Annotated in this window: 18 protein-coding genes and 1 tRNA gene; 10 read left to right on the forward strand and 9 right to left on the reverse strand. The window is 24.3% G+C overall.

The window, feature by feature from the left end:
• Positions 1-543: 543 nt before the first annotated feature.
• Together aroB and aroK are read right to left on the reverse strand one after the other, a co-directional pair.
• Positions 544-1,626, reverse strand: a complete 1,083-nt coding sequence (gene aroB, locus D9V71_RS02740) for a 3-dehydroquinate synthase (RefSeq protein WP_167553842.1) — start codon at positions 1,624-1,626, stop codon at positions 544-546.
• A 40-nt stretch (positions 1,627-1,666) separates the two neighbouring features.
• Positions 1,667-2,188, reverse strand: a complete 522-nt coding sequence (aroK, locus tag D9V71_RS02745; protein ID WP_158340839.1) for a shikimate kinase AroK — start codon at positions 2,186-2,188, stop codon at positions 1,667-1,669.
• 490 nt (positions 2,189-2,678) lie between these two features.
• On the opposite strand from aroK, the gene D9V71_RS02750 reads away from it, so the two are divergent.
• A tRNA-Ser gene (locus D9V71_RS02750) sits at positions 2,679-2,763 on the forward strand.
• Between the two features lie 34 nt (positions 2,764-2,797).
• Here the strand turns inward: D9V71_RS02750 and deoD are convergent.
• Genes deoD through D9V71_RS02765 form a run of 3 tightly spaced genes read right to left on the reverse strand, consistent with a single transcriptional unit; the run spans position 2,798 to position 6,418 of the window.
• Entirely contained in the window at positions 2,798-3,502 is a 705-nt protein-coding gene (gene deoD / locus D9V71_RS02755) for a purine-nucleoside phosphorylase (RefSeq protein ID WP_158340840.1), read from the reverse strand.
• A gap of 44 nt (positions 3,503-3,546) precedes the next feature.
• A complete protein-coding gene (locus D9V71_RS02760) occupies positions 3,547-4,770 on the reverse strand; it encodes a phosphopentomutase (RefSeq protein ID WP_158340841.1) in 1,224 nt (407 codons plus the stop codon).
• Positions 4,771-4,825: 55 nt separating this feature from the next.
• The gene (locus tag D9V71_RS02765) at positions 4,826-6,418 is read right to left on the reverse strand and encodes a peptide chain release factor 3 (protein ID WP_158340842.1); all 1,593 of its coding nucleotides are present in this window, start codon (positions 6,416-6,418) and stop codon (positions 4,826-4,828) included.
• Positions 6,419-6,706: 288 nt separating this feature from the next.
• Here D9V71_RS02765 and ansA point away from each other — a divergent pair, with 288 nt between their 5' ends.
• Positions 6,707-7,726, forward strand: a complete 1,020-nt coding sequence (gene ansA, locus D9V71_RS02770; protein WP_158340843.1) for an asparaginase — start codon at positions 6,707-6,709, stop codon at positions 7,724-7,726.
• Positions 7,727-7,759: 33 nt separating this feature from the next.
• Here ansA and D9V71_RS02775 read toward each other — a convergent pair whose 3' ends face one another.
• Together D9V71_RS02775 and D9V71_RS02780 are read right to left on the reverse strand one after the other, a co-directional pair.
• Complete coding sequence (locus D9V71_RS02775; protein WP_158340844.1) at positions 7,760-8,338, reverse strand: NfuA family Fe-S biogenesis protein; 579 nt, start codon at positions 8,336-8,338, stop codon at positions 7,760-7,762.
• Positions 8,339-9,260: 922 nt separating this feature from the next.
• The gene (locus D9V71_RS02780; protein ID WP_158340845.1) at positions 9,261-9,776 is read right to left on the reverse strand and encodes a single-stranded DNA-binding protein; all 516 of its coding nucleotides are present in this window, start codon (positions 9,774-9,776) and stop codon (positions 9,261-9,263) included.
• A gap of 675 nt (positions 9,777-10,451) precedes the next feature.
• On the opposite strand from D9V71_RS02780, the gene dnaB reads away from it, so the two are divergent.
• The 5 genes from dnaB (at position 10,452) to hemW (ending at position 15,435) form a co-directional block, all read left to right on the forward strand.
• A complete protein-coding gene (dnaB, locus tag D9V71_RS02785; RefSeq protein WP_158340846.1) occupies positions 10,452-11,849 on the forward strand; it encodes a replicative DNA helicase in 1,398 nt (465 codons plus the stop codon).
• Positions 11,850-12,160: 311 nt separating this feature from the next.
• A complete protein-coding gene (gene gshB / locus D9V71_RS02790) occupies positions 12,161-13,123 on the forward strand; it encodes a glutathione synthase (RefSeq protein ID WP_158340847.1) in 963 nt (320 codons plus the stop codon).
• 10 nt (positions 13,124-13,133) lie between these two features.
• Positions 13,134-13,553, forward strand: a complete 420-nt coding sequence (gene ruvX, locus D9V71_RS02795) for a Holliday junction resolvase RuvX (RefSeq protein WP_158340848.1) — start codon at positions 13,134-13,136, stop codon at positions 13,551-13,553.
• Positions 13,554-13,624: 71 nt separating this feature from the next.
• Positions 13,625-14,263, forward strand: coding sequence for a YggS family pyridoxal phosphate-dependent enzyme (locus tag D9V71_RS02800; protein WP_280094074.1), 639 nt, complete (start codon positions 13,625-13,627; stop codon positions 14,261-14,263).
• A gap of 44 nt (positions 14,264-14,307) precedes the next feature.
• On the forward strand, positions 14,308-15,435 hold the full coding sequence (gene hemW / locus D9V71_RS02805) for a radical SAM family heme chaperone HemW (RefSeq protein WP_158340850.1): 1,128 nt from the start codon (positions 14,308-14,310) through the stop codon (positions 15,433-15,435).
• Positions 15,436-15,443: 8 nt separating this feature from the next.
• On the opposite strand, the gene trmB is transcribed toward hemW, so the two are convergent.
• Positions 15,444-16,169, reverse strand: coding sequence for a tRNA (guanosine(46)-N7)-methyltransferase TrmB (trmB, locus tag D9V71_RS02810; protein WP_158340851.1), 726 nt, complete (start codon positions 16,167-16,169; stop codon positions 15,444-15,446).
• Between the two features lie 108 nt (positions 16,170-16,277).
• Here trmB and mutY point away from each other — a divergent pair, with 108 nt between their 5' ends.
• The 3 genes from mutY (at position 16,278) to murI (ending at position 18,458) form a co-directional block, all read left to right on the forward strand.
• Positions 16,278-17,330, forward strand: coding sequence for an A/G-specific adenine glycosylase (mutY, locus tag D9V71_RS02815; protein WP_158340852.1), 1,053 nt, complete (start codon positions 16,278-16,280; stop codon positions 17,328-17,330).
• Between the two features lie 18 nt (positions 17,331-17,348).
• Positions 17,349-17,582, forward strand: coding sequence for an oxidative damage protection protein (locus D9V71_RS02820; protein ID WP_158340853.1), 234 nt, complete (start codon positions 17,349-17,351; stop codon positions 17,580-17,582).
• A gap of 90 nt (positions 17,583-17,672) precedes the next feature.
• Positions 17,673-18,458 (forward strand): glutamate racemase, encoded by a 786-nt coding sequence (gene murI / locus D9V71_RS02825; RefSeq protein ID WP_158340854.1) that lies wholly within the window; start codon positions 17,673-17,675, stop codon positions 18,456-18,458.
• Here the strand turns inward: murI and sbcB are convergent.
• The gene (sbcB, locus tag D9V71_RS02830) at positions 18,445-19,890 is read right to left on the reverse strand and encodes an exodeoxyribonuclease I (RefSeq protein WP_158340855.1); all 1,446 of its coding nucleotides are present in this window, start codon (positions 19,888-19,890) and stop codon (positions 18,445-18,447) included. The two genes, murI and sbcB, sit on opposite strands and share 14 nt — an antisense overlap.
• Positions 19,891-19,933: the final 43 nt, after the last annotated feature.

Here is a 19,933-nt window from a genome sequence, read left to right on the forward strand (position 1 = left end):
GGGCAAAAAAAAATTATGTATCATCAATAAAATGTAAAAAATAGTTTTTAACAACATTGAATAAATTAATGAGATCATTATTTATATCTGGTAAAATGTAACCATGATAGTTAGTATTTTAAAATACTTATCTGGTAGCTACAAACAGTTCAATTAAACATTTTCTTTCTGAAAAAATTTTAAGAATATGCTCTAATACTAAATATTTTCCTCTTGCACACTTTAAAAAAGAGCATTTTTTTCATAAAATATCTATTTTTTGATTTAATCCTAGATTGCAATATTTTTTAAAATATTATTTTTACTCTAAATAGTTTTATTTTTATAATTTAAAATATATTAATTATAGAGTATTTTTTAAAAATTTTATTAAAAAATACGCGAATTTTAAAGAAACACTTCTTAATACTCAATATAACTTTTACATTAAAAATATAGAATATGTAATGTCTTCTTAAAGAATAAAACTATAAGAGCAAAAAAAACAATGAAAAACTATATTGTGATATACAAATGATTTTAATATCTTAGACAATGAAAAATTTATTGAGAATTTTTAATAGCAGTTAAAATAATATTTTTATCTATATTACTATAAATTTTTGCTTTTCCAATAGATGTGGGTAAAACTAATCTAATCTCCCCTGATATTACTTTTTTATCTCTCATCATATATGGAATATATGAAGCGGCAGACATATTTTTTGGTCCTTTGATAGGCAACCCAGCTCTTTTCAATAAAACAAGTATTCTTTTAAAATCTATTGTTTTTAAGTATCCTAGTAGTTCAGCGGTACGTGCAGCCATAACCATTCCTACTGATATAGCTTCACCATGAAGCCAATTCCCATAACCTGCATGAACTTCGATGGCATGACCGTATGTATGACCGAGATTTAATAATGCTCTAAAATTATTTTCTCTTTCATCCAAAGAAATTAATTGTGATTTTAATTCACAACATTTTTTTATACAATAAGACGTTGCTGCATGATTAAGCGATAAAATATCTTCAATATTTTCTTCCAACCAAGAAAAAAATATTTCATCAAAAATAATAGCATATTTAATTACTTCGGCCATACCAGATACCAATTCAGTATACGGCAGTGTTTTTAAACAATCAATATCAATAATTACTGAAGAGGGTTGCCAAAAAGAACCAATCATATTTTTACCAAGTAAATGATTGACAGCTGTTTTCCCACCAACAGAAGCATCAACTTGAGACAGAAGAGTAGTAGGTATTTGAATAAAACGCACACCTCTCTGATAAACAGAAGCAGCAAAACCAGCTAAATCACCTATTACGCCCCCACCCAATGCAATTAAAGTTGTATCACGGGCGTGCTTTTTTTCTAATAAAGCAGAAATAATTAATTCCATTTCATTTAATGTTTTATACTGTTCTCCATCTGATAAAATAACTTGATCTATTTTAACTCCAGATTTTCTTAAATGATAAAAAACTTTATCTTTCAAAAGATTAGCTAATGTTTTATTAGTCACTAGCATTGCTTGATCACCTGGTTTCAAAGGCCAAAAAATATTATCTTCTTGAATAATACCAGATCCTATACTAATAGGATAACTACGTTCTCCTAGAACAACTTTTAATCGTTCCACAATTTTTCATACCTCATAAATTCTTTATTATCAATCTTTATTATATTTCTTCTAATAAACGAATTATATTAAAAGCTACAGATTTAGCACTTTGCTCATCAGTTTGAACTTTTATATCTGCAATTTCTTCATATAAAGGATTTCTTTCATAAGCTAGATTTTCTAATATAATACGATTTGAAGTAGAAACTTGTAACAATGGTCTTTTTTTATCTCTTTTAGTACGTGCTAATTGTTTTTCGATTGTTGTTTCTAAATAAACAACAATACCACGAGATGATAGAAAATTACGAGTTTCTTTAAACTTAACTGAACCTCCACCTGTAGCAAGTACAATACCTTGTTTAATTGTTAACTCATCAATAATTTTTCGTTCTCTCAAACGAAAACCACTTTCACCCTCTACATCAAAAACCCAACTTATATCGGCACCAGTGCGCTTCTCAATTTCTTGATCAGAATCAAAAAATTCCATATTAAGTTGTTGAGACAATTGACGACCAATAGTACTTTTCCCAGCACCCATAGGTCCAACTAGAAAGATATTTCGTTTTTCTGCCATGTTTTTATTACTAAGATAATTCGTTAATAATACCAATGCTCAGCATATTTTGCTGGCAGGACATAAACACACGTTGAAAATAGAATAAAATTAATTATTTTAAAATAAATTATGAATAATTTTTAATTATAAAAATATTTTATAAATTTTTAAAAAGAATATTTATAAAAATATTAATGAAATTATTCTATATTAACGATTGATACACATTTGAAAGATATTTTATATTATTTTTTCATTAATCTAGTTAATCCTTTTAATTGAATACAGCTAAAGTATAATTTTTTAAAAAAATATAAAATGTATTCTATCAGAACCAGCATAATTTTTTCTATTTTTTTTATTTTAAAAAAGATATTTTTTCTGCTTATATAAAAAAACATTAAATATAATTTAATCTAAATATAATCTACAGAAGTAAAAACTTGACGTAGTTTATTTTTTTATATTAAAATATAAAAATCAATTTTTCAGTATTATTTTAAAAAATGGTGAGATGTCCGAGAGGCTTAAGGAGCACGCCTGGAAAGCGTGTATATGGAAACGTATCAAGGGTTCGAATCCCTTTCTCACCAAAATAATATATTGTGTACTTGAAAAGAACATTTTTTATAAAACAGACTCTAAAGCTAGTTCAATCATATCATTGAAACTTGATTCTCTTTCTGTTGATGAAAGAAACTCTTTTTTTACAATATGATCTGATACTGTACATATTGATAATGCTTGTGCTTTTAATTTAGAGGCAACTCCATATATTCCTGCAGTCTCCATATCAACTCCAATAATGTTGTATTTTTTTAAAATTTTAAGCATTTTATCATCATCATTGTAAAAAGAATCTGTTGTAAAAAAATTACCAATAGAAATCTTAGTTTTCATTTTTTTTGCAACGGAAACTATATTATAAATCATATCAAAATCTGCAATAGCAGAAAAATCATGGTTATTAAATCCTATTCTATTTACTTTTGAATCAGTAGAAGCGCCCATACTAATTACTATGTCACGTAACTTTATATCATCGCGTACAGCACCACAAGTGCCTATTCGAAGAATTTTTTTTACATTGAATTCAACAATCAATTCTCTTGTATAAAGAGAAGCTGATGGTATTCCAATACCATGACTCATTATGGAAATTTTTCTGTTTTTATAAAACCCAGTATAAGCTAACATTAAACGAGTATTATTAATTTGAATATAATCATTCAAATATTTTTCAGCAATATATTTTGCTCGAACTGGATCTCCCGGCATAAGAACTACATCTGAGAAATCATTTTTTTTACTATTAATATGAGGAGTAGACACTAATTTTTTCCTTTTTTTACATATAAAAACTACGATCTAAAATTTTAAAGCATATTTTGACCATATTGCATTTCAGTCAATAGAAAATATTTTGCAATAGTTTGTCCTATATCAGAAAAAGTTTTACGATGACCTAAATAATGTTTCTTTATGTTTGGTGAATAAATTAATATAGGAACATTTTCTCGAGTATGATCTGTACCCTTCCATGTCGGATCACATCCATGATCTGCTGTTAAAATTAATAAATCATTTTTTTGAACTAAATTTATTATTTCAGATAATCTATAATCAAAAAATTCTAAACCTTTAGCATATCCAGCAACATCACGACGATGACCCCAACTTGAATCAAAATCTACTAAATTAGTAAAAATTATGGTATTATTAACAGCTATTCTCATTTCATTAATTGTTGCATTACATAATTCATTAAGACCAGTAGATTTAATTTCTTTACTTATCCCTACTCCACCATAAATATCAGAAACTTTTCCAATAGCAACTACTTGTCCTTCTTTTTCGTCTATTAATTTTTTAATAACTGTTGTAGAAAAAGGCTTAATTGAAAAATCACGTCTATTACCTGTACGCTGAAAATTTAATTTATTATTACCAATAAAAGGTCTTGCAATAACTCTTGCAACTTTGTATTTATATTGATCTAAAATAGCACGAACAGTTTCACATAATTTATAAAGATTTAGTAGGCCAAAAAAATCTTCATGACACGCTATTTGAAAAACAGAATCTGATGAAGTATATACAATAGGTTTTTTTGTTTTAATATGTTCTTCGCCTAAACGATTTATAATATCAGTTCCTGATGCATGACAATTTCCAATAAAACCTGTTACTTCTGATTGATTTATAATTTTTTCTAATAAATGATTAGGGAAGCTACATTTTTTATTTTTAAAATAAAACCAATTATCTAAAACTGGTACTCCTGCGATTTCCCAATGTCCTGAAGTAGTATCTTTTCCAGAAGAAATCTCACTAGCGTAACCATAACTAGCAATAATATTTAAATTATTTTTAAATCCTAAAGGATATTTTCCTGTAGATTCTTTATATGCATTTATTAGACCCAATCTTACTAAATTAGGAATATACAAAGAACCTTTTCTTCCTATATTTGCTTTGCCTAAAAAACATTTTTCTACTATATGTCCAAATGTATCTGAACCAACATCATTAAATTTTTCCGCATCAGAACTAGAACCTATTCCAAAAGAATCTAAAACAATTAAAAAAACGCGTTTCATAATTAAACGTCCAAAAATTTATCAGAAAATAATTATTTTTTGATTTTTTAAAATATTATTGTTCTCGTATTTTATCAAAAAAAATATCAGAATTCTGAGTCATAACTACATCTAAATTAGCACTACTTGGTGCTAAGTATATTAAACTATTAGAAGTATCATATGCTAAATAAGTACTATGATTGTTTTTAAATTTATCAATACTATCACCATTTTTAGACCTAATCCAACGAGCAAGAATAATATTAACTTTTTTGTATATTGCATCTATATTATACTCTGCTCTTAAACGTTCAATAACAACATCAAATTGTAATATTCCAATAGCACCTAAAATTAAATTATTGTTAAGAATAGGGCGAAATACTTGAACAGTTCCTTCTTCAGATAATTGCACTAAACCTTTTTTTAATTGTTTTCGTTTAAGAGGATTTTTCAAGTAAATAAGACGAAAAATTTCTGGTGCAAAACTTGGTATTCCAACAAATTTAATTTCTTCACCTTCTGTAAAAGTATCTCCAATTTTAATCGTCCCATGATTATGAAGACCTATAACATCACCGGGATACGCTTTATTTACTGAAATTCTGTCGCCAGCCAAAAAAGTAAAAGCATCAGAAATAGTTATATTTTTTTTTACTCGTACATGTTTTAATTTCATTCCTTTTGTGTATTGTCCTGAAACAATCCTCATAAATGCTATTCTATCACGGTGTTTTAAATCCATATTAGCTTGAATTTTAAATATAAAACCTGTGAATTTCTTTTCTTGAGGATATACTTTACGTTTACTGCTTTGACGATATAAAGGAGTAGGAGCCCATTTTATGAGACTATCTAATAAATGATCAATTCCAAAATCTCCAAGTGCACTACCAAAAAAAATAGGAGTGATAATACCTCTTAAGAACTTTTCTTTATTAAATTTTGAATATATATTAATAATTAATTCTAATTCTTGATGAATAGATATAGCTATGTCAGTTCCAATGTATTCGCCGACTAAACCATTATAAAAATCAGAAAAACTATCTAAATTTAAAAAGTTTTTTTTAAATCGTTTATTTTTATATAAATAAACCATTTTATCATAAATCTGATAAACCCCTTTAAAATTTTTTCCACAACTTATTGGCCAATTAATAGGGATACAATTTAGTTTTAACTCTTTCTCAATTTCATCTAAAATTTCTATTGGTTCTCGACTATCACGATCTAATTTATTAATAAAAGTAATAATAGGAGTATTATGAATACGTGTAACATCTATAAGTTTTTTAGTTCGCTCTTCTATACCTTTAGCAGCATCAATTACGACCAGACAACAATCTACAGCAGTTAGAATACGATATGTATCTTCTGAAAAATCTTGATGACCAGGAGTATCTAACAAATTCATTAAAATATTTTTATATGTAAACTGCATAACTGAAGTCGTTACAGAAATCCCACGTTCTTTTTCAATATTCATCCAATCTGATTTAGCATATTTTCCATTTCCTCTGCCTTTTATTGTTCCAGAAATACGGATTGCTTTTCCAAGTAGCAACATTTTTTCAGTAATAGTAGTTTTTCCCGCATCAGGATGAGAAATAATCGCAAAAGTTCTTCTTTTGCTTAATTCCTGTTCATGATTTGAATTAAACATATATACACTCATTTAAAATATTCAATATTAAATACTTCTTATATCAAAATATAATACATAAAAAAACATTATCTATCTAATAAAATAACTATCAAAGTCTGTTTTAAAGTTCTTATACGAACTTACCTTGATTTATTTTACAAAAATAGTAAAATTACTTATTTCATTATATTAACATTTTTAATATCTTATATATTATAATTAAAAAATAAATCTAAGCTGCATATTTTTTTTAAAATATAATCTTAAATATAATCATTTTACATAAATGATAAAACGAGTTGCAGAATGAAGAAAAAATTTATATATATTGCATATACAGGTGGAACAATTGGTATGCAAAAATCAAAACGTGGATATATTCCTATCTCTGGATATCTTCAAAAACAACTACTAAAAATGCCTGAATTTTATAGTAAGGAAATACCGAATTTTATTATAAAAGAATATAACCCGTTAATCGATTCTTCTAATATGACACCAATAGAATGGCAAATAATTGCTGATGATATAGAAAAAAATTATCATAAATATGATGGTTTTATTATTCTGCATGGAACTGATACAATGGCGTACACAGCTTCTGCTTTATCGTTTATATTAGAAAACCTAGAAAAACCAGTAATTATAACAGGTTCTCAAATTCCTTTATCAGAAATACGTTCTGATGGCCGTCAAAATTTATTAAACTCACTCCTAATGGCGGCAAATTATCCTATTAATGAAGTGACTTTATTTTTTCATAATAAACTTTATAGAGGGAATAGAACAACTAAATCACAGGCTAATAGTTTTGATGCTTTTTCTTCTCCTAATTTAAAACCATTATTAGAAGTGGGAGTCAATGTTCGTTGTTTTTATAAAAAAAAAATAAAGCAAAACAAAAAAAAACTAAAAGTTTATCAAATAGCACCGCAACCAATTAGTATAATTACTATTTACCCAGGAATCTGCAAAAAAATTATTCAAAATTTCTTATTGTATCCAGTGAAAGCATTAATTTTATGTACGTACGGGGTAGGAAATGCACCTCAAAACAAAGGTTTTTTAAAAGAATTACATCTCGCATATGAAAAACATATTATTATTGTTAACTTAACACAATGTGCATCTGGAAGAGTCGATATGAACGGATATGCAACTGGTAGTTCACTGATAAAAGTTGGAGTTATTAGTGGTTATGATTTGACAATAGAATCAGCTTTAACTAAGTTGCATTTTTTACTAAGTCAAAATATATCAAAAGAAAAAATTCGATTTCAAATGCAAAATAACTTACGTGGCGAATTAACAGAACCTGTTAAATAGTTCAAAAATATTATGCAATTATATTATGAAATATTAATAAAAAGAATGTTTCCCATGTAAATGATCCGTATCATCACATACTTTTTTTATTTCAGGAAAAGAAGATAATAATCTTTTTTCAACTGTTTCTTTTAATGTCAATCCGATCATTGAACATCCATTACAACCTCCGCTAAATTGTATTGTAGCAATTCCATCTTGATTTATTTGAATTAAATTGACTTGTCCTCCATGCATTGATAATTGAGGATTGATTTCTGCATTTAAAAAATATTTTATTTTTTCTTCTAATGAAGAAGATGTTTCTTTAGAAAAATTATTCTTAGCATATGGTGCTTTTAATGTTAATTGCGAACCAAGTTTATCAATTACAAGATCAATTTCCGAGTTTTTTAAATAAGAAAGAATGTCTTTATTAATATAAACGAAAAATTTATCATATTTTAATTCAATATCTAATTCTTCTACCTCATTTTCTGGACAAAATGAAACACCACATTCTGCACTAGGTGTACCTGGATTAACAATAAAAATACGTATTTGGGTTCCATTAGGTTCATTTGATAAAAGCTTTGTAAAATGTTCTTGTGCATTTTGAGAAATATTAATCATAAGAGTTAGTCAAAATAAATTTTTATTTTATAAATAATATCATTAATTTATTAAAAAAAAAATAATATTATTAAGTATTAAAAAAATATTTTTTTAAAAAATACAAAAATAAATATAAAAATAGATAAAATAAAGAAATTTTTATTAGACTATTATAGGAACAGAAAAAATAAATATTGTGGTATTAAGTAGATGGAGAATAAATTCAAAAATATGGTTTCTGATAACTGAAAAAATTAAATTTTCCTTTAAATTCTCTTTAATTAATATTTCTGAATCCAGAAAAAATAGATAAGAAAATTCAAATATTAAAGCGTAATATATCGAAGAATTTTATTTTTCTAGTCTGATCTATGGGTGTAATGATTGCTAGTTATTTTATATTATCTTATCCCAAAAAATTTTATCTATAATTGGTGTAGATTTTTCTTCATATTTTATAGAAAAAGATAATTTTATAGGAATAAAAGAAGATGTAGAATACCGTTTTTATATTAATATATAAACACAATGTTATCAGATAATAAGTGAATTTTTAAATTTACAAAATATGAGTTTTGTAAAACACTCTCAAAATATAAATATATTAAAAAAAAATATTATTTGCTCAATCTATGCCAAGTTTAAAACTATTCGAAAATAGTTTAGAAATAATTTTTTTAATTAATTTATCTTCAGATGTCACTTTTATTAAAGTTCTTATTTTGAGAATATATGGTACACTAGATAATTTAGTTATTATAAAAAAAGCAGCTCATAATCTTTTTATTGTATATTTTGTATATTGTATATAAAAATTTGCACATAAAAATGAATTTTTTTCTATCTTATTAAATTTTTAAAAATCTCTATAAATTTAAAGAAAAAAAATTGCCCCAAAAAAACTGGGGCTTTTGTTTATTTTATGCTTAAAATATTTACACTAAAAAGGAATTTCATCATCAAAATCTATTTCTGAAGAAGAATGAATTAAATCTTTACTAGCTTTATGTGTTTCTATGTTTTTATCAAAATCTACTTTATCTATTTTTTTTGTTTGCACTGTAGCAGTGTTATTATCATGTATTGGGATTGTCTGTAAGTTAGAATTGCGATTACCTAACATTTGCATTGTACCACCAATATTTACAACAATTTCTGTAGTATAACGTTCAAGTCCATTTTGATCTTGCCATTTTCTAGTTTGTAACGATCCTTCGATATATACTTGAGAACCTTTTCGAAGATATTCGCCAGCAATTTCCGCTAATTTTCCAAATAAAACTATTCGATGCCATTCTGTTTTTTCTTTATTTTCGCCAGTATTTTTATCTTTCCAATTTTCTGAAGTGGCTAATGTCATATTTACTACTGCATTACCATTTGGCATATAACGAACTTCAGGATCTTGCCCTAAATGTCCAATAAGAATAACTTTATTTACGCCTCTACTTGCCATAATAAAAACTCCATTTTTTGAAATTTGATTTAAAAAAAATACTCAAATGTATTAATTGAAATTATATATGTTAAATATTTTATTTAGTATAATCAAATCTATAAAAATGCTATATTGTTTTTTAGAACTTTTTAAATGTGTTAAATATTGACTTCTTTTTATTTCTCATTATTAATACAAAAAAATGTTTTTATTTTCATATTATCAATTTAAAATTAGTATTTATTTTACAAAAAATAGTCATATATTCTATCTTTTACAATATGAAAAAATATTTATGAATTTTTCATAAAACTTTTATATTTTTTAAGTTTAAAAAAAACTAATATTATTTTAAATACTAAACGCCTTTCTTAATAATTTAAAAATATAAATGTAATATTTTTAATAAATAATTAATTATAATATATATATAAATATTTCTTATAAAAATATTGTATAGAACAATTTTATTATTTACACATATTAAAATCTAATAATATTAAAATTACACAATCACAATCAAACCAAAAAATATTTAATAAAAACATCAAGAATATATATCAGATATATTTTATAATTTTTTAATTCATAATGATAAATAAAAAAATACTAAAAAATGACTTAAATAGATTAGTCCTTAGATAGTATATTATTGCAATATTACGATATAATTTCATGCAGATTCACTAAATAATGGTATATGCAATAAATATGGCTAAAAATAAATTATATTTAAATCAAATCAATAGATTAAAAATTCCACCACATTCTTTAGAAGCAGAACAATCAGTATTAGGTGGATTAATGTTAGATAATGAACAATGGGACAGTGTTTCAGAACATGTAGTTGCTGATGATTTTTTTAGCAAACCTCATCGCTTAATATTTCAAGAAATGCAAAAACTTCTTGATTTAGGATATCCAATAGATTTAATTACTCTATCTGAATCTTTAGAACAAAAAGGAAAATTAGAAAGCGTTGGTAGATTTTCTTATTTAGCTGAATTATCAAAAAATACTCCTAGCACAGCAAATATCACTGCATATGCCGATATAGTCCGAGAACGTGCAATAGTAAGAGAAATGATATTAGTAGCTAATAAAATAGCTAACGCTGGATATGATACACAAGGTAGAAAAAGTGAAGAATTATTAGATTATGCAGAATCAAGTGTATTTAAAATTGCAGAAAAACGTTTTAAAAAAGATTCAGGACCTAAAAATGTTGAACAAATTCTTGATGAAACTGTCGCTAGTATTGAGAAATTATTTTTATCACCTCACGATGGTGTAACAGGAATTAATACAGGATATCAAGATTTAAATAAAAAAACATCAGGATTACAACGTTCTGAACTTATTATTATTGCAGCTAGGCCTTCAATGGGAAAAACAACGTTTGCAATGAATTTATGTGAAAATGCTGCCATGCTTTATGATAAACCTGTTTTGATATTTAGTCTAGAAATGCCTGGCGAACAAATTATGATGCGCATGTTAGCATCTTTATCTAGAGTTAACCAAGCACGAATTCGAACTGGACAATTAAATGATGAAGATTGGGCACGTATATCTGGCACCATTAACATACTTCTGAAAAAAAAGAACATCTACATTGATGATTCTTCAGCACTAACTCCTAGTGAAGTTCGTTCAAGAGCACGTCGAATTTATCGTGAAAATAATGGATTAACTTTAATTATGGTAGATTATTTGCAATTAATGAGAGTGCCTTCTTTATCGGAAAATCGCACACTTGAAATTGCAGAAATATCTAGGACATTAAAAGCATTAGCAAAAGAACTGCAAGTTCCAGTAATAGCACTATCACAACTTAATCGGTCTTTGGAACAGAGATCTGATAAAAGACCAGTAAATTCAGACTTACGTGAATCAGGATCTTTAGAACAAGATGCAGATTTAATAATGTTTATATACCGCGATGAAATTTATAATGAAAATAGTGATTTTAAAGGAATAGCAGAAATTATAATAGGAAAACAAAGAAACGGACCTATTGGGACAGTCTGTTTAACTTTTAATGGACACTGGTCTAGATTTGATAACTATTCTGGTCACAAATACGATTAAATGTTAATATTCTTTTAAAACTTCTAAATGATTTAAAAATAAAATATAAATTATAATTATCAAAAAATATTTTTTTAATTATTTAATAATAAAAAATTAATTCTTTTTTTAAAGAAATTATTTAAATATTAAAAACTATTAAATTTTATAAAATTAAAATTTTTATAAAAATAAGTTTATCAATATATTTTAAAAAAATAATTAAAATAATATTATTTTAGATGTAAATATATAAATGTTTTACTAATTTTACTTAACTAAAAAAAATATTATCTACTCATAAAAATTATTCAATTACTAAGACAAAATACATGTGCAAAAAAACAAATTTAAAAATTGGAATATTAATGGATTCTATTGAATCGATTAATGTTAAAAAAGATTCAAGTTTTGCTATTTTACTAGAGTCTCAAAAAAGAAATCATATCATTTACTATATGGAAATGAATGATATTTTTTTAAGAAAAGGCCATCCATATGCAAGAACTCGTTTAATAAAATTAAAAAAAGATACAAAACAATGGTATCAATTCATTAAAGAAGAAAATATTTCTTTAAGCGAATTAGATGTTATTTTTATGCGGAAAGATCCTCCATTTAATACTGAATTTATTTATGCAACATATATTTTAGAACGTGCAGAAGAAACAGGTGTTTTAATAATAAATAAACCTCAAAGCTTACGAGATTGTAATGAAAAAATGTTTATATCATGGTTTTCTGATTTAACTGCTGATACTTTAGTAACAAGAAATCTTTTTGAAATACATAAATTTTGGAAAAAACATCAAGACATTATAATAAAACCATTAGATGCAATGGGAGGAGCTAGTATCTTTCGAATCAAAAAAAATGATCCTAATTTTTCAGTTATTATTGAAACAATGACAAAATATGAAAAAAAATATTGCATGATTCAAAATTATTTGCCAGAAATACAGTTTGGTGATAAAAGAATTTTAATTGTTAATGGAAAACCTATTCCTTGGTGTGTAGCTAGAATTGCACCAACTGGAGAAACAAGAGCTAATTTAGCTCTAGGAGGCAAAGGAAGAATACAATCCCTAAGTAAAACAGACTGGAAAATAGCAAATTATTTATCTCCTATCTTGAAAAAAAAAGGGTTAATTTTTGTTGGATTAGATGTAATAGGTGATAAACTAACAGAAATCAATGTGACAAGTCCAACATGTATTTGTGAAATTGAATCAGAAAAAAATATTTCTATTACTGGAATGTTATTAGATTATATTGAAAAAAAAATATCACATTAGAGATCATAAAATGATAGCGCTTGCATTTGATTTTGGCATAAAAAAAATTGGAGTAGCTGTAGGAGAAAATATAACTAAAAAAGGAAGACCTTTAAACGTTTTAAATGCTCAAAATGGCTATCCAAATTGGGATATTGTAAATAATTTAATTCAATATTGGCAACCTAAATTCATAATTGTGGGTCTTCCATTAAATATAAATGGAACCAAACAAAATATGACTAATAAGTCAGAAAAATTTGCTAATTTATTAAAATACAAGTTTGATATTACTGTAAAAATGCATGACGAACGTTTAACTACTGTAGAAGCAAAATCAATAATATTTAAAAAAGATGGTTTTAAAGGATTAAAAGCAGAAAAAATTCATTCTTTTGCTGCTACAATTATACTAGAAAGTTGGTTTAGTCAATATTTTTTCAAAATATAGTCATTTAAAAAATATTAATAAGAGAATAACATGAAAAAAATTTATTTTAATTATCAATTTATAAAAAAAAAATACAAGATATTATAAAAGATAATAATCTCCCCTTAAAAAAAATTAAAATAATAGCTGTAAGCAAAAATCAAAATATTAATATTATTGAACAAGCAATATTATCAGGAATTAATAATTTCGGAGAAAATTATCTGCAAGAAAGTATTGTTAAAATAAAAAAATTACAAAAATATAAACATATTACATGGCATTTTATTGGAAAAATACAGTCGAATAAAACTAAAAAAATTGCTCAAAATTTTTCTTGGTGTCAAACAATTGATCGAGAAAAAATCGCTATTTTATTAAATAAATTTAGACCAAAAAATTTACTTCCAATAAATGTATTAATACAAATTAATAATTGTAAAGAATTAACAAAAAATAATATTGATGTAGATCAATTTCAAAAACTAGCAAAGGTAATTTCCTCAATGCCCAACTTAAGTTTAAGAGGAATTATGGCAATGCCTTTAATGAAAAAAAATATTGTTGCAAACAATATTCAATATGAAAAAATAAAAACTATATTTAATCAATTAAAAAGAAAATATTCTTCAGTCGATACTTTATCATTAGGTACTAGTCTTGATATAAAAGAATCATTACTTGCAACAAGTAATATGATAAGAATTGGACGTGATATTTTTAATAGATAAATGCTTATTTTTTAAAGTTAATCTAAAAAGATGAAATTATTATTATGTTTACATTGCCTCCTATTAGTCTATATATTCATATTCCTTGGTGCTTAAAAAAATGTGGATATTGTGATTTTTATTCATATGTTAGTAAAGAAAGTATTCCTGAAAAAAAATATGTTGAACATTTATTGAAAGATTTTGAAAAAGATTTATATTTAATTAACGATAGGGAGATAAATACTATTTTTATTGGAGGTGGAACGCCTAGTTTGTTACAGAGCGACTCTATAAAAAAATTAATACATGGCATAAAAACAAGAAACATAATTTCCAAAAATGCAGAAATCAGCATAGAAGCTAATCCCAAAACATTAGAATATCAACGTTTTATTCACTATAAAAATGCTGGCGTTAATCGTTTTTCTTTAGGTGTCCAAACGTTTAATTCAAATTTATTAAAAAAAATAGAACGCACATATACTTCAAAAGAAGTAATAAATGCAGTTATAGAATCAAAAAAAATTAATGATAATTTAAATTTAGATTTAATGTATGGTTTACCTGATCAATTACTAGAAGATGCATTATCAGATTTACAATGTGCTATTAAATATAATCCATCTCATATATCATGGTATCAACTAACTATAGAACCTAATACCTTGTTTTATGCAAAAAAAATAAAACTACCTCATGAAAATATAATATTTAATATGTTAATTGAAGGAGATAAATTATTAGAAAAATCAGGATATAAAAAATATGAAATATCTTCATATTCAAAACTTAATTATCAATGTCAACATAATCTTAATTACTGGAATTTTGGTGATTATATAGGGATAGGTTGTGGTGCTCATGGTAAAATCACTCAAAAAAATGGAACAATTATTCGAACTATTAAAAATAAAAATACAAATCATTTTTTAAGTGGAAATTACCTTAATTCTATACATACAGTATCTGAAAGAGATAAAATATTTGAATATTTTATGAACGTTTTTAGACTCTATCAACCAGTGTGTAAAAAACATTTTCGAGAAAAAACTAATGTAAATGAAAGTTTAATAGAAAAAAATATTCAAATAGCAATAAAAAAAGGGTTTTTAATTAATGAACTAGATTTTTGGTGTACAACAAAAAAAGGAAAAAATTTTTTAAATTTACTATTGGAAATATTTTTATAATAAACTTATCAGTCTATTGTTTTCAATTGAAACATTAAATCAAAAATTTTATTACCTTGTAAAAATCCTTTTTTTTCAAATTTAGTTGTAATACGAGAAATAGGACGTTTAATAAAATTATTTTCTTCAGATACATTTTTATAATTTTTAATATCTTTTATTTCGTCTAGTATGTAGAAGGCATATGATTCTGAATCAGTAGCAATATGTAATATACCGTTAATTATTAATTTTTTTGCAATTATTTTTAAAAAATTATTTTTTAAAAGCCTTCTCTTATGATGACGTTTTTTATGCCAAGGATCTGGAAAAAAAATTTGTATAGTCGATAAAGTATGGTCTAGAATCATATTATGCATAACTTCAATTGCATCATAATAAATAATCCTTAAATTTTGAACCTTATAAGCGGAAGCAAAATTTAAACAAGACCCTATTCCCGATTTATATACTTCTATTCCTAAAAAATTCTTATCAGGGAAATTTATTGCATTTTTTACTAAAGACTCTCCTGATCCAAAACCAATTTCTAATACAACTGGAGCATAACAGTTAAATATAGATGATAAATTTAATGGTCTTAATTGAAAATCAATACCAATAAAAGACCAGTATTTTTGAATTGCACTCATTTGGGCTGTAGTAATACGACCTTTTCTACATACGAAACTACGGATTTGACGCAAAAAGATACCATTAGAATTATGCTTTGGGGTCAGAATATTATTTTTCATATTTTATTTAATATCTTATTTAAAATTGATTAAAATATTTTATCTAAAAAATATTATTTTTTAAAAAATACACTTATAATTTTTTATTAAAGAATGGCTTTTATTATAATGACAAAATATATTTTTTCACAATTAGTTTTAAATTGGTATCACAAAAATGGTAGAAAAGATTTACCATGGCAAAAAAATAAAACATTGTATATAGTTTGGATATCTGAAATAATGTTACAACAAACAACAGTAAAATCCGTCATCCCTTATTTTAAAAAGTTTATATTAAATTTTCCAAATATAAAATCTTTAAGTGATAGTAAATTAGATGATGTTTTATATATATGGAGTGGTCTGGGCTATTATAAAAGAGCTCAAAATATTTATAAATCAGCACAAATCATTACAGAAAAATACGAAGGAATATTTCCTAATCAATTTTTAGATGTTATTAAATTACCTGGCATAGGAAGATCTACAGCGGGAGCTATTTTATCTTTATCGTTAAATTTTCATTATCCTATTTTAGATGGGAATGTAAAAAGAATTTTAATTCGTTATTATGGAATAATAGGATTTTTAAAAGATAAAAAAACAGAAAAAATATTATGGAATATAACCGAATCAGTTACACCAATACATAACACCGGTAAATTTAATCAGGGAATGATGGATATAGGTTCATCAATTTGTACATCTAAAAAACCAAAGTGTATAATTTGTCCATTAAATAAAGAATGTATTGCTAAAATAACACAAAAATGGGAAAAATACCCTTTAAAAAATATAAAAAAAATATATCCTGAAAAAATCGCTTGGTTTATTATTGTCAAATATAAAAATAGTATTTTACTAAAAAAAAATACAGAACAAGAAATTTGGAAAAATTTATTTTATTTTCCAAAATTTAATAACAAAAAAATAGCTTTGAACTGGTTAAAAGAAAAAGAAATAAATATAAATACATATAAGAATATGGTATCATTTTTTCATAAATTTAGTCATTTTATTTTACATATTCATCCAATTTTAATTACAATACCCTATATTCCAAAATTTTTAAAAACAAATAAAAAAAATATTTGGTACAATTTAAAAAATCCTCAACATATAGGATTACCTCAACCAATCGAGAAGATACTCGAATCCTTAAAAAAAGATATTTTTTGAAAAAGGAATATTAAAATAATGAACCGTATCATTTTTTGTACGTTTTTAAAAAAAAAATCTGCAGGTCAAGATTTTCAATCTTATCCAGGTGAACTAGGTAAAAAAATATATAATCATATCTCAAAAAAAGCATGGAAAAAATGGCTTGAAAAACAGACTGTTTTAATTAATGAAAAACATCTTAATATGTTAATATTAGAAGATCGTAAAAAACTTGAAAAGTATATGAAAATATTTTTATTTAAAAAATAAAATCATTATATCTTAAAAATTTATATAAAATTTTAAAAATTTAAAATTTTTTCTAACATCTATTACTTACTTTATAAAAAAATTTAAACAGTGCTTATATTTGATTCTGGGGTCGGTGGACTATCTGTATTAAAAAATATAAAAAAAATTCTACCAAAAATTAATTATGTTTACATGCTAGATAATGAAGCGTTTCCCTATGGGAATAAAACAGAACTGTTTATTCTTCAAAGAAGTATTAAAATAATTAACATAATAAAAAAAATTTATCCTATTACTATAGTTGTTATTGCTTGCAATACAGTAAGCACTATAGCTCTATCTATTTTAAGAAATAAATTTAACTTCCCCATTATTGGAATATTTCCTGCTATAGACACTGCTGAAAAAATTACCAAAAACAAAATTATTGGTTTAATAGCTACTAAAGCAACAATTAATTCTTTTTATACGAAAAATAAAATACATAAAAATTCTTCTAATACTATAAAAATAATAAGTACAAATAAACTAGCTTCAATAGCTGAAAAAAAAATTCGAGGTACTACAGTTTCACAAATACAATTAAAAAATATTTTTAAACCATGGACAAATCTTTCAATATATCCAGACACTGTTATCTTAGGTTGTACTCATTTCTCGCTATTAAAAAAAGAAATAAAAAAAATACTATGTGTGAAATCATCAATTCATTTTATTGATTCAATAAATATAATTACATGTCAAGTTAAAAATTATCTTGATCAATCTAAAATTAAGACAAGTATAAAAAAAAATATTTTTTTATATTCAAAAAAAAATGACAATTTTAAAAAATTATTAGTTTTTTTAAAAAAATATCGATTTGAAGTAATAAAATATATTAATCTAAATTAAAATCTTTAAAGAATAATTTTTTATATTTTTTTAAAACATAATCTAATAATTTTTTTAATAAAACTACTTTTTCTAAATTATTAGAATACTTTTTTAATAAATATTGAATTTTTTTTTGATATTCATCTAAAGATGCTGAATTGAAAAAATTCATACAATGTTTTAACCATATTTTCTTTTCATTATGATCTAGAGTATTAAAAAAATTACGAGCACGATAACGAAAAAATACATTTTTTAAACGATAATCATGGAAATCAAAATTAGTATTTTTTAAAAAAACTGGTTCAGTATTTCTTATAATTTTTATGATACTTTTATCATGATCATCAAAAAAAGAACTGTATATTTCTAAATCAACATTAAAATTTTTTTTAAAAACCTTTTCTTTAGAAAAGATAATTTGAACATTTTTAATAAAAAAATCATTTTTTTTTATTAAATCAATATTTTTATAAAAAAAAGAAGTATTAATATTCAATCGATTATAATCTTCTTTTCGCATTGTTTTAATCGGTGCCAATATAGGACAACGATTTAAGTATAAAAAAACTATTCCTAAATTAAATAAATTTTTAATAAAAATATCATCAAAATATATTTTTTTACAAATATGTATTAATTTTTCAACATCTTTAAATAAATCAACCGCAATAACTATATTACTATTGTTTTGATTCCATATTATAGGAAGTACAAAACTCATATTATGACGAATAGCACCAAAATAACTAGAAATGTAAATTATTGGTTTGAATTTTTTTAAATTAATCAATTTATGCAATTGATTTTTTTTTCTTATTTTAAAGAAAAAATCAAAAAGTCTAGGCTGTTTTTTCTTAATAAGTTTTGCTATTTCAATAGTCGCATATACATCTGAAAGAGCATCATGTGCATTTAAATGTGTAATGTTGTTTATTTCCGTTAAATCAGATAGTTTAAAACTTGCTAAACCGAATTTATTTTTAGGCCATTTTATACCACTAGGTCGTAACGCATAACATGCTCGTAGTAAATTTAATAGATCCCAACGAGAATTTCCATTTTTCCAGCTCCATTCATAAGGATCAAAAAAATTTCTATAAAATATATTCCTTGTAATTTCATCGTCAAAATTAATATTGTTATAACCAAGAATACAAGTATTAGATTCTATTAGAATATTATATATTTTTTTAGAAAAATTATATTCATTAGTTCCATTTTTTTCTGTATATTGAGGTGTAATATGAGTAATTAAAACAGATTGAGGATCGGGTAAATAATCATCTGGCGGGAAACAGTAAAAATACTGCGGATTATCTATTATATTTAAATTCATGTCCGTTCTAACACATGCAAATTGAGCTGGTTTATCTAAAGATGGATGTATACCAAAAGTTTCATAATCATAAAACAAAAAAGTAGATATGTTTTTTTTAAATTGCATCATTTTTTAATTTTAATAAAATAATTAAATAAAATATTAAACTCCT

The organism is Buchnera aphidicola (Macrosiphum euphorbiae) (assembly GCF_005237295.1).
GTDB lineage: Bacteria > Pseudomonadota > Gammaproteobacteria > Enterobacterales > Enterobacteriaceae > Buchnera > Buchnera aphidicola_AP.